The sequence below is a fragment of the Luteimonas salinilitoris genome (genome assembly GCF_041300785.1).
Classification (GTDB): Bacteria; Pseudomonadota; Gammaproteobacteria; order Xanthomonadales; family Xanthomonadaceae; genus Luteimonas; species Luteimonas salinilitoris.
On the sequence record NZ_JBFWIB010000024.1, the window covers coordinates 13,877 to 28,932 of the forward strand.

General features: G+C 66.5%; 12 protein-coding genes and 1 tRNA gene. 12 read left to right on the forward strand and 1 reads right to left on the reverse strand.

What is annotated here, in order from left to right:
• Positions 1-81: 81 nt before the first annotated feature.
• From AB5T46_RS19375 to AB5T46_RS19415, 9 genes are all read left to right on the forward strand, one after another.
• Entirely contained in the window at positions 82-1,416 is a 1,335-nt protein-coding gene (locus tag AB5T46_RS19375; RefSeq protein WP_370565745.1) for a GTP-binding protein, read from the forward strand.
• A gap of 217 nt (positions 1,417-1,633) precedes the next feature.
• A complete protein-coding gene (locus AB5T46_RS19380) occupies positions 1,634-1,960 on the forward strand; it encodes a hypothetical protein (RefSeq protein WP_370565746.1) in 327 nt (108 codons plus the stop codon).
• On the forward strand, positions 1,944-2,702 hold the full coding sequence (locus tag AB5T46_RS19385; RefSeq protein ID WP_370565747.1) for an ABC transporter ATP-binding protein: 759 nt from the start codon (positions 1,944-1,946) through the stop codon (positions 2,700-2,702). The genes AB5T46_RS19380 and AB5T46_RS19385 overlap by 17 nt, the downstream gene beginning before the upstream one ends.
• Before the next feature lie 4 nt (positions 2,703-2,706).
• A complete protein-coding gene (locus AB5T46_RS19390) occupies positions 2,707-4,125 on the forward strand; it encodes an ABC transporter permease (RefSeq protein WP_370565748.1) in 1,419 nt (472 codons plus the stop codon).
• Positions 4,122-5,519: a DUF3526 domain-containing protein gene (locus tag AB5T46_RS19395; protein WP_370565749.1), complete on the forward strand. Its 1,398-nt coding sequence runs from the start codon at positions 4,122-4,124 to the stop codon at positions 5,517-5,519. Before AB5T46_RS19390 ends, AB5T46_RS19395 begins: the two co-directional genes overlap by 4 nt.
• Positions 5,516-7,639 (forward strand): TonB-dependent receptor family protein, encoded by a 2,124-nt coding sequence (locus AB5T46_RS19400; RefSeq protein ID WP_370565750.1) that lies wholly within the window; start codon positions 5,516-5,518, stop codon positions 7,637-7,639. Before AB5T46_RS19395 ends, AB5T46_RS19400 begins: the two co-directional genes overlap by 4 nt.
• A 14-nt stretch (positions 7,640-7,653) precedes the next feature.
• Entirely contained in the window at positions 7,654-9,909 is a 2,256-nt protein-coding gene (locus tag AB5T46_RS19405) for a TonB-dependent siderophore receptor (RefSeq protein ID WP_370565751.1), read from the forward strand.
• A gap of 14 nt (positions 9,910-9,923) precedes the next feature.
• Complete coding sequence (locus AB5T46_RS19410; protein ID WP_370565752.1) at positions 9,924-10,424, forward strand: hypothetical protein; 501 nt, start codon at positions 9,924-9,926, stop codon at positions 10,422-10,424.
• A gap of 490 nt (positions 10,425-10,914) precedes the next feature.
• Positions 10,915-10,988 (forward strand) — tRNA-Cys (locus AB5T46_RS19415).
• A gap of 90 nt (positions 10,989-11,078) precedes the next feature.
• Here the strand turns inward: AB5T46_RS19415 and AB5T46_RS19420 are convergent.
• Positions 11,079-11,708 (reverse strand): Rossmann-fold NAD(P)-binding domain-containing protein, encoded by a 630-nt coding sequence (locus AB5T46_RS19420; protein WP_370565753.1) that lies wholly within the window; start codon positions 11,706-11,708, stop codon positions 11,079-11,081.
• Positions 11,709-12,445: 737 nt separating this feature from the next.
• On the opposite strand from AB5T46_RS19420, the gene AB5T46_RS19425 reads away from it, so the two are divergent.
• From AB5T46_RS19425 to AB5T46_RS19435, 3 genes are all read left to right on the forward strand, one after another.
• Complete coding sequence (locus tag AB5T46_RS19425) at positions 12,446-12,628, forward strand: hypothetical protein (RefSeq protein ID WP_370565754.1); 183 nt, start codon at positions 12,446-12,448, stop codon at positions 12,626-12,628.
• A gap of 139 nt (positions 12,629-12,767) precedes the next feature.
• Positions 12,768-13,610, forward strand: coding sequence for an AraC family transcriptional regulator (locus AB5T46_RS19430; protein ID WP_370565755.1), 843 nt, complete (start codon positions 12,768-12,770; stop codon positions 13,608-13,610).
• A gap of 54 nt (positions 13,611-13,664) precedes the next feature.
• A complete protein-coding gene (locus AB5T46_RS19435) occupies positions 13,665-14,918 on the forward strand; it encodes an aspartyl protease family protein (protein ID WP_370565756.1) in 1,254 nt (417 codons plus the stop codon).
• Positions 14,919-15,056 lie beyond the last annotated feature (138 nt).

Genomic DNA, 15,056 nt, shown 5'->3' on the forward strand with positions numbered 1-15,056 from the left:
TATAACAATTCATCCAGATGTCCCTGAAGTTATGGCCCCCCACGAGGGGAACTGCCAGCGCCCGCCAGCGAAGGAATTCCGATGCTACCCACGCAAGCCGCACCTGTCCGTCCGCTCCTCCCGGTCACCGTCCTGTCCGGTTTCCTCGGCGCCGGCAAGACCACGCTGCTCAACCACGTACTGCGCAACCGCGAAGGCCGCAAGGTGGCGGTAATCGTCAATGACATGAGCGAAATCAACGTCGATGCCGCGCTGGTCCGGGGCGGCGGCGCGGCGCTGAGCCGCACCGACGAGGCGCTCGTCGAGTTCAGCAACGGCTGCATCTGCTGCACGCTGCGCGACGACCTGATGCAGGAGGTCAGGCGCCTGGCGGAGGCGGGTCGGTTCGACTACCTGCTGATCGAGTCGACCGGCATCTCCGAACCGATGCCGGTGGCGGCGACGTTCGCGGTGCGCGACGAGCACGGCTTTAGCCTGTCCGACGTGGCGCGGCTGGACACGATGGTGACCGTCGTCGACGGCGCCGGCTTCCTGGACGATTTTTCCTCCGCCGAACGCCTCGCCGATCGCGGCCAGCAGGCCGGACCGGAGGACGCGCGCGGCATCGTCAACCTGCTCGGCGATCAGATCGAGTTCGCCGACGTCATCGTCGTCAGCAAGTGCGACCTCGCCGACGCGGATAAGCTGGCCCGCACCAGGGCGGTGTTGCGGGGCCTGAACCGGGACGCGCGGATCGTCGAATCGCGCAATGGCGAGCTGCCGCTGCCGGAAATTCTCGATACGAAACGCTTCGACTACGTCCGCGCACAACTTGCGCCTGGCTGGATGAAGGAGTTGCGCGGCGAGCACACGCCGGAAACGGAGGAATACGGCATCTCCAGCTTCGTGTTCCGGGCGCATCGTCCATTCCATCCGTTGCGCTTCGGGCAACTGCTCGCCCGCGGCATCGACGGCATGATCCGCAGCAAAGGCTTCTTCTGGCTGGCCAGCCGCATGGACTGGGTCGGCGAGCTCTCGACGGTCGGAGGCGCCACGCAGACCCAGGCCGCGGGCTTCTGGTTCGCCGCGCGGCACCGCGTCGACGCCGACCGGGTCGGCGTCCCACCGGCGCCGGTCGAACGCATGCTGGCGCCGCTGACCGAACAGGGCTGGGCGTGGCTGCAGGCGGCGCGCTGGTCGGCGCCGCTGCCGCCATCCGGGCAGGTACCCGATCCACGCGAGTACGAGACGATGCAACGGCTATGGCATCCGTTATGGGGTGATCGCCGCCAGGAACTCGCGGTCATCGGCGTGGGGCTGGATGACGCGCGCGCCCGCGCCGAACTCGAGGCCTGCCTGCTGACTGATGCGGAGATGGCGGCGGGGCCGGACGGCTGGCTGGATCTGCCCGATCCATTCCCGGCGTGGCGCCGGTAGCGAGGCCGGAACGACGTACGTGCTCAGCCGCCGGCAGTTCACATCGACCGTCACCGGCATCGCCTTTGCGGGCCTTCTCGGAAGGGCGGTTCGACGAACGGAGCGAGCCCGGGCTGTTCCAGAACTTCGTCGAGGGCCGCGGAGCCATGACCAATGGCCCGGTTGTCTTCCCCATTGAATTGGTATGTTATTACATTCCAACTCAATGGGGGGACGCATGCGTGTTCCTGCCCTTGCCGGGGCGATCACTACGGCTGTCGCACTGGCATCTGCCCCAGCCCTGGCGGAGGAAGCCGCCGACCTAGTTTCCTCCGTCGAAGCCGGTGCCCAGGATCTGGATCGGATCGTAGTGACCGCCACGAGGACGAGCCAGAACCTGATCGATACGCCCGCCTCGGTCACGGTGCAGGACATGGGTGACCTGCGCTTGCGGGGAATGGACTCGCTGGGCGACGAGTTCAGGGGGGGGCCCGGCGTCAGTGCGTCTGAGGCGCTGTCTGCACAGGAGGACGCGTCCGCATTCGCGGATGCGCAGACGCCATGAACACGATAAATCCACGGGATTTCACTTTGGAAACCAACCCATGTTACTAGCCGAAAACCTGAGTAAGTCCTTTGGCGCGTCACCGGCCCTGCAGGACCTGAACCTTGCCGTGGCGGTGTCGGAGATCTACTGTCTGCTCGGCGCCAACGGCGCCGGCAAGACCACCACGCTGAACATCTTCCTCGGCTTCCTGAGGCCCGATGGCGGCAGTGTGCGCATCGACGGCATCGATCCGGCCGCCGATCCGGCCCGCGCCCGTGCCCGGCTGGCCTACATTCCCGAGCAGGTGAACCTGTATCCGGTGCTCAGCGGACGCGAGAACCTGCGCTACTTCGCGGCGCTGTCCGGAACCGCGCTCACCCTGGACGAAGAGGCTGGCCTGTTCCGGCGCGCGGGCCTCGACGTGGCGGCCGCCGACCGGCGCGTGGACAGCTACTCCAAAGGCATGCGCCAGAAGGTGGGCATCGCCATCGCCTTGGCCAAGCACGCGAAGGCGCTGCTGCTGGACGAGCCGCTGTCCGGACTCGATCCGCATGCGGCCAACGAGTTCTGCATGCAGTTGCGCACTCTGCAGGAATCCGGCGTCGCCGTGCTGATGGCGACGCACGACTTGTTCCGTGCGCGTGAACTGGGCGGGCGCATCGGAATCATGAAGCGCGGCCGGCTGGTGGACGAGCGGGACGCGACGAGCCTGACCGCGCCGGAGCTGGAACAGCTGTATCTCGCGCACATGCAGGACTGATGCCATGAGCCTCGCGACCATCTTTGTAAAGGAAGTACGCGTCGCCTGGCGCAGCGGGCGGGTGTGGCCGCTGCTGGCGATGTGGCTCGTGCTCGCGATGCTGGCGGGCGTGAGCTCGATCGCCGCGCAGCAGCGCGCCGACCAGGACCGCAGCGTCGCCGCCGAGCGTGACCAGCGGACCTGGGAGGCGCAGGGCGCGCGCAACCCGCATTCGGTCGCGCACTTCGGCCAGTACGCCTACAAGCCGGTCACCGCGCTCGGTGCGCTCGAGCCGGGGCTCGATCCCTGGCTGGGCACCTCGGTCTGGATGGAGGCGCACTACCAGAACCCTGCCTCGCAGCGTGCGGCCGAGGATCTCACGCCGCTGTCGCGCATGGGCGCGCTGTCGCTGGGTTGGATGCTGCAGGTGCTGCTGCCGCTGACGATCCTGGTGCTGGGCTTCGATCTGTTCGCCGGGGAACGCGCGCGCGGCGCGCTGAAACTGCAGCTGGCCGCCGGTGCGCGGCCGGCGATGCTGATGCTTGGCAAGACCCTGTCGCTGCTGCTGACGACGCTGGCGGTGACGGTGCCGGCGTGGCTTACGGTGCTGGTCGTCGCATTCGGCATCGACGCGGTACCGTTCGCCGATAACGCCGTGCGGCTGGCACTGTGGCTGTCCGCGTACGCCGCCTACGGCTTGGCGTGGGCGCTGCTGACGCTGGCCGTCTCGGCATTCGCCGGCCACGCACGTCTGAGCCTGGGTGTGCTGTCGGGCATCTGGCTGCTGTGTGTGTTGCTGCTCCCGCGGCTGGCGGCCGAGCGAGCCGAGGCGATCCACCCGACGCCGCAGGCCTCGACGTTCTGGACGGAGATCCGCAAGGCGCAGCAGGAGGGCATCGACGGGCACAACCCAGGCGATGCCCGCGCCCGCCAGCTCGAGGCCGAAACCCTCGCGCGCTATGGCGTGGACAAACTGGAGGATCTGCCGGTGAGCTTCGCCGGCATCGCGCTGCAGGCCGGCGAGGAGTACGCCGATCAGGTTTACGACCGCTACTACGCGCAACTGTGGAGCGGCTACCGGGCGCAAGCCGACGACCAGCAACGCTGGGCCTGGATCGCGCCGGTGATCGCGCCGCGCGACCTGGCGATGGCGGCTGCCGGCACCGACCTGACGCATCACCAGCACTTCGCGCAGGCCGCCGAGCAACATCGCCGCGCGCTGCAGCGGTTCCTCAACGCGGACATGACCGCCAACGCCAAGGGACAGGATTTCGATTACGTGGCGGCGCCGGATTTCTGGGCCAAGGCGCCGCGCTTCACTTACGTATTGCCGCAGGTAGCGCCCTCGCTCCACGGCGTCATCGTGCTCGCGCTCTGGATCGCACTGGGCCTGCTCGGCTGCATCGTGGTCCTGCGTCGACTGCAAGGAGCCTCCGTCGCATGAAATCTCTCCTCCAGTCCGAATGGCGGTTGCTGGCGCGTGACCGGCTGGTCGTGGTCACCCTGCTGGTGCTGGCGGTCTGCCTCGTCTACGCGGCGTGGTCCGGACACGACTACCGCGTGCAATGGCAACAGACGAGCGACCAGATCGCGCAGGCCAGCCGCGCCAAGCTCGACGGCCAGATCGCCGACGTGCGCGCCGGCAAGCCGGTCGATCCCGAAATGTCGTCGTCGTCGGGGACGCCGCGATCGGTGTTGATGGCGGCTCCCGCGGCGGTGCCGCCGCTGGCGCACTTCTCGATCGGCCAGAGCGATCTGTATCCACGCAGCGCCGACGTGGGCATCGCCTACCGCATCGACAACCTGTTCCGGCAGTACCAGATCCAGTCGCCGCTGGTGCTCGCGTCCGGCCGCTTCGACCTGGCCTACGTCGTGGTCGCGATCCTGCCGCTGCTGGTGATCGTGCTGTGCTTCGACCTCCTCGCCGCCGACCGCGTCGCCGGCCGCCTGCCGCTGCTCACCGTGCAGGCGAGGCGCCTGGACGCGGTCCTCGCGCGCCGCCTGCTGCTGCGCGGCGCGGTGCTGGGCATGCCGCTGCTCGGGCTGCTGCTGTGGGGACTGGCCAGCGGCGTGCCGTGGCTGCCGCTGTCGCTGTGGATTCTGCTGGCGGCGCTGTACACGGCGTTCTGGCTGCTGCTCTGCGCCTGGGTGGCGCTGCGACCGGCAGGTCCGGAAACGCAGGCCGCGCAGTTGATGGCGCTCTGGCTGCTGCTGGTGCTAGCGCTGCCGGCGGGCATCAACCGGATCGTTGAGATCCTCGTCCCGCCGCCCTCACAGCAGTCCTTCCAGGCCACGCTGCGCGAGGCCGAGACCGAGGCCAACCTCGAGGCTGAAGCGCTGCTGGAGGGTTACCTCAGCGACCACCCCGAGCTGACAGTGGACGGTCCGGAAGCCTACGCGGAGTGGATGCGCAAGTCCTACGTGGTTGCGCGTGCGGTCGAGGACGCGACGCGACCGGTGCTGGAAGCACACGAGGCGAAGATCGCGCAGGCGCACCGCATGGCGCAGTGGCTGCAGTTCCTCTCGCCGGCGGCGGCGGCCCAGGTGGCGCTGAGCGATGCCGCGGGCACCGGCGCGGAGCAGCAGGCGGCGTACGTGGCGCAGGTGCGCCGCTACAAGGCGGATTTGCAGGAACGGCTCGCTGAAGCGCTGTACCGCGGTCGACGGCTCAGCGCCGACGAACTCGCCGCATTGCCCGCGTTCGCGCCGCCAGCATGGACGCCCGCCCACGCGGGCGGCCTGCTCGCCGGCGTGATCGGTTTCCTTGTTCTGCTCAACCTGCTGCTGGCCTGGCGCGTGCGCCAAGTCGCGCGCCGACTGTCGCCTATCTCCCCATGATCCGAATCCCGGGCCCATCTCTCGCCAGTGCGTTGGCGATCGCCTGCGCCGCGTCGCCGCTGCCACTGTTTGCGCAGGGCCAACCTGCGGTCGAATCCGATCGTTCCGACGAAGTCACGACGCTCGACGAAGTCGTCGTGCACGGGCAGACGCTGACCAGTCGCAACGTTCGGAAGGCGCAGGCGGAGCTGGCGCGCGTGCCCGGTGGCGTCGACCTAGTCGATCTGGAGGATCTCAACGGGCAGGTCGTACGCAACTTGCAGGACGTGCTGGCCTTCACGCCCGGCGTATTCGCGCAGAGCCAGACCGGCGCCGACCAGACGCGCCTGTCGATCCGCGGCTCGGGCATCGCCGAAACGGTGACGCTGCGCGGTGTGGCGGTACTGCGCGACGGGCTTCCGCTGACGCAGACCAACGGACAGTTCCGCTCGGCGCTGCTCGATCCGGCGACCGCCGGCTACGTGGAGGTGTACCGCGGCGCCAACGCGCTGGCCTACGGCGCCTCGACGCTGGGGGGTGCGATCAATCTGATCTCGCCGACCGGGCACACCACCCCCGGGGTCGAGATGCACATGCTGCTGGGCGAGCACAGCACGGTGCGCCCGCGCGTGAGCGCCAGCTTCGCCGGGGACGACCGGGACGGCTACGCCACATTGTCGGGCGCTTTCCAGGATGGATTCCGAGAACATCTCGAACAGAGGGATATGCGCTTCTACGGCAACCTGGGCTGGCGCCACGGCGGGCGAAGCGAAACGCGCTTCCACCTCGACGTGCAGGATCTGTCGCAGCAGCTCCCCGGCGCGTTGACACTGGCGCAGTTGCGCGAGGATCCGACCCAGGCCGATCCACGCAACATCCCGATCGACGCACGCAGCGAGGTGCAGCAGTACCGCGCCGCGGTCCAGCACACCGTGCTGTCGGCCTCTGGACAGCGGCTGGACGTGGGCGCCTACTACCAGGTCATCGATTTCCTGTCGGTGGGGCGCTTCGGCATCACCGCCGGCTACGATCGCGACATCGGCCTGAGTCTGCGCCACGAATGGACGGCGCAGGCCATGGGTGCGACTGGCACGCCGGCACGCCTCGTCTCCGGCGGGCGGCTGGCCTACGGTCCCAGCGACAGCGGCCGCTACGCCATCGGCAGCGCCGGCGAGCGCGGCGACCGGACCAGCACGCGTGAGGACAACCCGCTGGCCCTGGAGCTGTTCACCGAATACCAGCATCCGCTGTCGTCGCGCTTTACCGGCGTCGCGGGCGTGTCGGCGGTCTATGCGCGTCGCGACTCGCGCAACACCGTGCTGTCCGGCTTCGGTACCAGCATCGACGCGAGCGAGGATTTCTTCGGCCTGAACCCGAAGCTCGGGTTCCTGTGGCAGGTAGCCGACGGTGTTGAGGTCTTCGGCAACCTCAGTCGCAGCTTCGAGCTGCCGGACGACTTCGAGTACGCCAACGCGTTCCAGGATGGCACGGTGCACGAGCAGAGCGCCACGACGCTGGAGCTGGGCGTGCGCGGCAGGCTTGGCGGATTCGAGTGGGATGCGGCGGCTTACCGCGCCCGCGTCCGCGACGAGATCTTGTCGCAGGAACTGCCGCTGGGATCGGGCATCTACGTCACCACCAATGCCGATCGGACCGTGCACAGTGGGGTCGAGCTCGGCCTGGGCTGGACGTGGTCGTTGGGCCGGTCCGGCGTGGACACGCTGCAGCTGCGCGGCGCGGCGACGTGGAACGACTTCCGCTACGACGACGATGCTGTGTTCGGCAACAACCAATTGCCCGGCGTGCCGCGCCATGCCGGCAGGGCGGAGTTGACCTACCAGCATGCCAACGGCTTCTCGTTCGGTCCCAGCGTTGAGGTCGCCAGCGCCTACTACGTGGACTTCGCGAACACGCTGCGCGCCCCGAGCTACGCCATCTGGGGGCTGCGTGCCGCCTACACCGCACCGTCGGCGGTGGGACCGTTCGCCGCGCTCACGGTGTTCGCTGAAGGCCGCAACCTCGGCGACCGGCACTACGTGGCCAGCACCAGCATCACCGCATCGGCCGACGGCATGGACACCCGGATCTTCAATCCCGGGCTGACGCGTTCGTTCTTCGTCGGCGCCCGGCTCTCCTTCTGAGCGGAACTTGAGCCATGGCGAGCCGTCCCAGGACGAGCGGATTTCCCCGATCACCTGTGCCAATCGCGGCCCCGGTCGGCGCGGTCCTGCTGGCCTGCGCTTCCTTCGCGAGCGCGCAGGAGGCGGGGCTGCGCATCGACGGCGTCGCCGACGAATCGGCCTGGGAGGACGCGCAGACCTTTACCGACTTCATGCTGACCCAGCCCCTGACGCCGTTGTACGACGGCAAGGTGATCGCCGTGCAGGTCTATCCGCGCCGCGATGAAGTGTCGACTTGCAGGTTCAGCACGCTTTGCGCGATCGCGCCCGCCGCAACGGCGCTTGTCGCGCCTGCCCAGGATCTTGCATCGGAGGAAGCAGCCGATTCCCCGTCGGAACAGGAGGAACCAGCAACGGATGCGCCCACGACATTGCGCCGGAGCGACGAGAACGTCGTCACCCAGGCCGACGATGCATTCGGCACCAGCATCGGGCGTGAAACGATCGGTATCTACAGCAGTAGCAGCGTCCGCGGCTTTTCGCCCACGGAAGCCGGCAACGTCAGGATCGATGGGCTGTACTTCGACCAGGTGTGGCCCCTGAGCCCACGTATCCGCCGATCGACCTCGATCCGGGTCGGGCTTTCCGCGCAGAACTATCCCTTCCCGGCACCGACCGGAGTGATCGACTATGCCTTCCGCACGCCGGGCGACGAGGCCTCGCTGTCGGTTTCACTGGGCGGCGACAGCGATGGTGGCGCAAACCTGGAGATCGACGCCGTGTTGCCGTTGCGCGAGCGGACGCTCAGCATAGGCATGGGCGCCGCCCTCTACGGAAACGAACGCTACGACGGTACCAGCAGCACGGAACATGTCGAAGCCGCCGCGCTCCGCTGGACGCCGACCATGGCGATCGAGATCGTGCCATTCTGGTCGCGCGCGTACTTGCGCGACTACGAGATCGGCCCGTGGTACGTGCCCGCAGGCCCGTATCTCCCGCCGCACATTCCACGACGACGCTTCAATGGCCCGCACTGGGCATTGTACGAACGCGCGGCGGTCAACTATGGCGTGTTCGGCCGCGCTGATCTGGCCAAAGGCTGGCAACTGCGTGCCGGTGTGTTCCATTCCCATTACGACGTCGACCGCGATGCGTATGCGTTCCTGACCGACCTGCAGCCCGATGGCACCGGGCGCTTCGAAGTATTCGCCGATCCGGCCTTCAAGACAGCGTCGACCAGCAGCGAAATCCGCCTGAGTCGCCGTTTCAGCGAAGGCCCACGCCTGCACGTGCTGCACGCGAACCTGCGCGCACGGGACCGCAGCCGGCGCTATGGCGGTACCGACGTCATCGACCTGGGCAGGAGTTACATCGGCGACATCATCGACGTACCCGAACCCGTCTACGACTTCGGGCCGCAGACGCACGACACGGTGCGCCAGTGGACGGCTGGCCTCGCCTACGAAGGGCGCTGGCTGGATGTCGGCGAACTCAGCGCCGGCATCCAGCGCAGCGATTACCGCAAGACCATCGACCAACCCGGGCTGCCGCGCGCCGAAACCGGCGCGACACCGTGGCTGTTCAACGCAACTATCGCCGGCTATCTGAGCGAACGGCTTGCCGTGTATGCCGGCTACACGCGTGGCCTGGAGGAAAGCGGCGTCGCGCCGCAGATCGCCAGCAACCGCAACGCGGCACTGCCGGCGATCCTGACCACCCAGCACGACGCCGGGTTCCGCTACCGGTTCACCGACCGGCTGCGCCTGGTCGCGGGCGTGTTCGATGTGCGCAAGCCGTATTTCAGCCTCGACGAAACCGACTTGTATCGGGAACTTGGCGAGGTGCGCAGCCGGGGATTCGAAGCCTCCCTGTCCGGCGGATTGGGCAAAAACCTCGATGTCGTGATTGGTGCCGTTCTGATGCGCCCGCGCGTCCATGGCGAGGACGTCGACGCGGACCGGGTCGGAGAACGTCCGGTCGGCCTTGCCGAGCGTCAGTTCGACTTGAACGTGGACTGGCGTCCGCCGGGAATGGAAGGCGTATCGCTCGATCTCGGCGTGTCGCATATCGGCGCCATGCCGGCGACGCGCGACAACCGGGTCGAACTGCCGGCGCACACACTGGTCGACCTCGGCGGGCGCTACAAATTCCGGCTGGCCGGCCGGAACGCCTCGTTCCGCGTCTCGATCAGAAACGTGTTCGACGAATACGCGTTCGATCTGCGCGGAGCCGGCACCTACCACTTCATACCGGGGCGGCTCGCCTCGGCATACCTGACAGTCGATTTCTAGGGCATCCGTTTGACGTGATGCAGCTCTTTTCGCACAAAGGAATCACGCCGGGTATTCGGCACGCGTTCGTGATCTATCTAGCCAGCCACAATCGGCCGATCCACGAAGTGCGGTTCCCATCCCTGCGCGACGTGCAAGGCGACTACGCGCAGGGATTCCAGGGCATGACCATCGAACCGGTGCCGCTGGAAGCACTCCTCGCGGCACGCGAACGCATGGTGCAGGAGTTGCAGCAAGGGCTCGATGAAAACGAACGCCAATTTCTGCTCTCGCTTGCGGCAGGCAACCCGGAATGGACGCGACTAGACCTCGTGCATCTCGATCAGCTGCCAGGCATCCGCTGGAAGATGCATAATCTGGAGCAACTGCGAAAAGCGAACCTGCGGAAGTTCGCCGAGCAGGCCGATACGTTGGCCGCTCGACTGGATTCCGGATCCGAATCAGACCAAGCCCGCGAAAGTGGGGCTGGCCGCGAGTCGCCTCGCACGGCCACAGCAGCCCATACCGCATGCTGACCGGGCAAGCCCGGCGGGAGGGCGCCGGGCTTCGGTGCAGTGTGGGCGTGAGAGAGGGCATCCACTGCTACAAACGCAGTGTCGATTCGAACCGTGACAGGGCGGCGTCACACGGATGAAGAGTGGCGAAGGGAGGCGTGCTCGGGGCTGACAGGCATGGACGCTTCGGCTGGCGGCGGTCAGGGCAATCTACCGCACCATGCCCCGAACTTGCGATGGGCCGTGTCCAGCATCGCTATGAGCTTAGGTGACCATGATCAATGACGAGGGCGGCTCAGAGGGCTTGGCCCCGTTGTCAGACCCCTGAAAAAAGTCCATAATCAAGTCCACGTCCGGGGTGAGGAAAGCAAAAATCCTTGCCCTGACAAAGAGTTAGGGTTCGGGTGCGCGTCTCGTTTCCCGCTCCAGGTTTTCACGACAGAACCCCGCTTGCGGGGTTTTGTTTTGTCGGGGCCCGCCGGGTTTTCCGATAGACTTGCGTCGAGTCACCGGCCTGGTGGCAGAGTGGTCATGCAGCGGCCTGCAAAGCCGTGTACGCCGGTTCGATTCCGACCCAGGCCTCCATCCGCAACACCCGGAAAGGCTCGCCTGAGGCGGGCCTTTTCGCTTTTCGCTTTGCGGTGTCGGTTGGGCGGACGGTTCACCGCAATCGGCTCAGGCCAGCTGTTCCGATCCCACCACGTGCCGTCCCGGTTGCGGATCGACCACCGCATCGAGCAACGCCGCGGCGACCTTGGCGGCAGGATTGATCCGGTAGCGGCGCGGCAGCAACGGCGCCAGCGTGCGCAGCAATGCCGAGGCGGCGCGCTCGCCGGCGCGAAACTCGGCCCGATCGCCGCCGATCAGTCCCGGCCTGACGAAGGCCAGCGACGCGAATCCGACGTCCGCCAGTGCCCGTTCCAGTTCGCCCTTGGTACGGCTGTACAGGATGCGCGAGTCCGCGTCCGCGCCCAGCGCCGAATTCAGGGCGAAGGCCCGGGCGCCATGGCGATATGCGATCCGGGCGACGGCAAGCGGGTAGTCAAGATCGACTTGGCGGAAGGCCTGGTCGGATCCGGCCTTGGCGCGGGTCGTGCCGAGCGTGCAGACCACCCCGTCCGCGGCCCACCAGTCGGCGTCCTCCGGCAGGTGTTCGAAATCGACCACGGGGTTGACCAGTTTGGCGTGCGCGTCGAGCGGCCGCCGGGTCGGCGCCGTCACCCGCTCGACGCGCGGATGCGCCAGCGCCAGCGACAGCACGTGTCCACCGACCAGCCCTGTCGCTCCCACGTGCAGCAGCTTCATCGGTCTCTCCTCGCAGGGCCGGAACGCAGTATCCGGCATCGGTGACCGGCGGCCACGATGGCCGCGCGGCCATTGGCTCCGGCCGCGTTGCCGGCTGGCTCCGGCGAGCCACCGCCGGTGGTGCTAGGGTTCCATGCGCCAGGCGTGTCAGGCACGCTAGCGCACCGGCCCGGGTGGCGAAACTGGTAGACGCAAGGGACCTAAAATCCCTCTGTCAAGTCCGATCCGTGATCGAGAAACTCCCGAAAAAACAATGAATTGCAGTGCTTCTTGGCCTCGGCGATAGTATGCTGTGGGAGTCCTAGGTGTCATATAGGTGCCACTAGCGACAAGAAGACAGGCAGGAGTTTGGCAGTACAGGGGAGATTTTGGGAAGTGTCGCAGCTTCCCGACCACGCCCGAGTGGTGAAATGGTAGACACAAGGGACTTGAAGATTGAGCCCTCTGCGGGGAAACCTCGGAGGTGAAGCCCGTCAAAGTCGGTGAACGCCCTGGACCTTCAATCCGAGCCAACGCCGAGCCAAGCCTTTCAGAGCAGCGGAAGGAAGGTGTAGAGAGCAGACGGCGGGCACCTAAGGCGCAAGCGCTACGGTGAAGGCGTGCTCCAGACCACGAACGGCGCTTGCGTCGGCGGCCAAAGCCGAAGTGGTACGAAAATCCCTCGACCTCGCGGTCATGCCGGTTCGAGTCCGGCCTCGGGCACCACTGTCGATCCTCCCGTGAATGGACAGGGAGGCGTGGCCGTGGCAGCTTTTAATACTTTCGATGCGTTGTCCGCGTGGGGAAAAACGCTTCCTGCCTGGCAGCGTTGCCTGTTAGTCAGACTGCTGGAAGCGGCCGAACTGTCTCAGGACGCCGTCGACGAAGTCTTTGCAGAGTACCTGCTTGATCAGGGACTGGCATGCACAAAGTACGGCTGACAACCGGCACTCCCGCTCGCCCGCGCCTGGCAGCAGCATTCGGCAGAACGTGACGTTCGGCCAAGCCGATGCCATCGGCGGCGTTCCGGCCACTGTCACCCCATAAGCTGCGCATCGCAGGGCTACTCGCCACGCCGTGATGAAAGCCGAGGAACGATCGAACTGGGTCCGCCATGCCGCCGGAACGGAGAACCGCTTCGAGGCATGCTTCACCGGGCATGCCTACGAGCCGCACCGACACGACACCTACACGATCGCGCTCACCTTGCAGGGCGTCCAGAGCTTCGACTACCGCGGTAACGCTTGCCACTCGACGCCGGGGAATGCCCTGATCCTGCATCCTGACGAGCTGCATGACGGCCGCGCGGGAACCGATGCCGCCTTCAGATATCGCGCGATCGGCATCGACCCATGCCTGATCCAGAACATCCTGGGCGGGGCCGCGCTTCCGTTCGTCGACGGAGCGATTTCTTCGGACCCGGGCATTCTCGGCGCGGCGCATGCCTTGCTCGGCGATCTGGAGCATCCGCTGGAACGGCTGGAGCATCAGGACGCTCTCTACCACCTTGCCGTTTCACTGAGCCGGGTCGCCGGGGAGAAGCGTGGCCGGCGGATCGGGAACTGCGCGGCCGCAACCCGTGCGCGCGATTACATCGACGCCTGTCTGGACCAGGACGTTTCTCTGGAAATGCTGGAACACGTCAGCGGCTTCGACCGGTGGCAGTTGTCCCGCGATTTCCGGTCGCTATATGGAACCAGCCCGCACCGGTACCTGGTCATGCGTCGTCTGGATCGTGCCAGGGGACTGATCCTGGCGGGCGCGCCCCTGTCAGACGCGGCGCTGGCGTGCCACTTCTCGGATCAGAGCCATTTCACGCGCCACTTCCGGAAGGCGTACGGCGTCACTCCGATGCGATGGGTGCATCTCGTGCGATCGTCTTCTGCACAAACGTTCTATCGCGGCCGATCGGCGGCGAGCTAGGTTTGCGCGATATCGCAACACCTGTTTCCCGCCTTCTCCAGCAGTGAGGTCGTAGTGAACGCTTGTGCGCTCAGGAACATCATCGTTGGCGCGGGGATCGCCCTGTCAGCGCTTCTCGCCGGATGCTCGAGCCGCGGGCTCGACAACCTCATGACGGGCAACCCATCGTCCCGGCACGTGTGGCAGAAGCCCGGCGACCGGATTTCCATTCCCTTCGAGTGGCATGACGGTCACCTGATGATCCCGGTGCGGGTGAACGGGAGCGCGGACCTCCGGTTCGCCTTCGATACCGGCGCCGCGGCGACCGTCGTGTTCGAAACCGAGCGCACGCAGTCCCTGGGACTGGACATCGAGCAGTCGATCAGGATCGGGGAGGATGCCGGCTTTCAGGGGACGCTCGTGGACATCGTCAACGACGCGACGATCTCCCTGGATGGCATCAGACTCACCGGCATGACCATTCTTCATGTCGCCCTGGCGAACTCCCATCTGTTCGGAAGCCTGGACGAGGCCTACTTCGATGGTGCAATCGGCTATGACCTGTTGCGCCGCTTCGTGACCGAGATCGACTACGTCAACCGGACCATCACTTTTTCACGCGCCCGGGAAAGCAGGGCGTTCGACCCGCCTTGGCAAACGCTTCCCATTGACGTATCCGGACGCGTCCCGGTCATCACGGCGCAGTTGCGGGGCGAGGGTTCGAGCCAGGAATCGGTGGGCCTGATCCTCGATTCCGGGGCGCCGTTCTATCTGTACCTCAATCCCGACCTGACCGAGGGCGTCGGGATTCCTCTGCGCCACTCCCTGATGCGCGGCAAGGGCTTCTATGGACCCATCGAGCGAATCACCGGGCGAGTCGCGAAGTTCTCGATCGGCCGGTTTGCGTTCGACGATCAGGTCACCTACTTCGACCGGGCCGACTTCAAGGATCTGCCGAAGGCAATCGGGCTCATCGGCAACGGTGTGCTGCGCAATTTCGACCTGGTCCTCGATTACTCCGCCAGGGAGGTGTCGATGCGGCCCATTGCCGGATTCGACACCGGCAGTGTCGCCGATCGAAGCGGCATCAATCTCCTGCCGCACCGGTCGGGCGCCTATGCGCAATCGGTTGTGGCCGGCTCCCCTGCCGACGGGGTCGGGCTCAGGAGCGGGGACGTGGTCACGCACCTCGACGGCGAGAGGATCGAGCGGAGCAGCTTCGATGCGTTGAAGGAGCGGCTCAGCTCGGATCGGGAGGCTGTCGATATCTGCTGGCGGTCGGCGGCGGGAGAGGTGTGCGAACGATTGCCGCTTTCGGATCGGTTATAGCAGCGACGCGGAGGCCGACTCCGCAGTGCCAGGATTCCTATGCAAGGTCACGCTTGAGCGGCTGCGACGAGATAACAAGTAGGCTCAGATCAACTACGCGGAGGATTGGTCGCACCTGTCTATCATCGGCCAACGTGC

Coding starts and splice junctions, on each gene's coding strand:
- AB5T46_RS19375 (WP_370565745.1), top strand. CDS start 82: ATGCTACCCACGCAAGCCGCACCTGTCCGTCCGCTCCTCCCGGTCACC.
- AB5T46_RS19380 (WP_370565746.1), top strand. CDS start 1,634: ATGCGTGTTCCTGCCCTTGCCGGGGCGATCACTACGGCTGTCGCACTG.
- AB5T46_RS19385 (WP_370565747.1), top strand. CDS start 1,944: ATGCGCAGACGCCATGAACACGATAAATCCACGGGATTTCACTTTGGA.
- AB5T46_RS19390 (WP_370565748.1), top strand. CDS start 2,707: ATGAGCCTCGCGACCATCTTTGTAAAGGAAGTACGCGTCGCCTGGCGC.
- AB5T46_RS19395 (WP_370565749.1), top strand. CDS start 4,122: ATGAAATCTCTCCTCCAGTCCGAATGGCGGTTGCTGGCGCGTGACCGG.
- AB5T46_RS19400 (WP_370565750.1), top strand. CDS start 5,516: ATGATCCGAATCCCGGGCCCATCTCTCGCCAGTGCGTTGGCGATCGCC.
- AB5T46_RS19405 (WP_370565751.1), top strand. CDS start 7,654: ATGGCGAGCCGTCCCAGGACGAGCGGATTTCCCCGATCACCTGTGCCA.
- AB5T46_RS19420 (WP_370565753.1), bottom strand. CDS start 11,708: ATGAAGCTGCTGCACGTGGGAGCGACAGGGCTGGTCGGTGGACACGTG.
- AB5T46_RS19430 (WP_370565755.1), top strand. CDS start 12,768: ATGAAAGCCGAGGAACGATCGAACTGGGTCCGCCATGCCGCCGGAACG.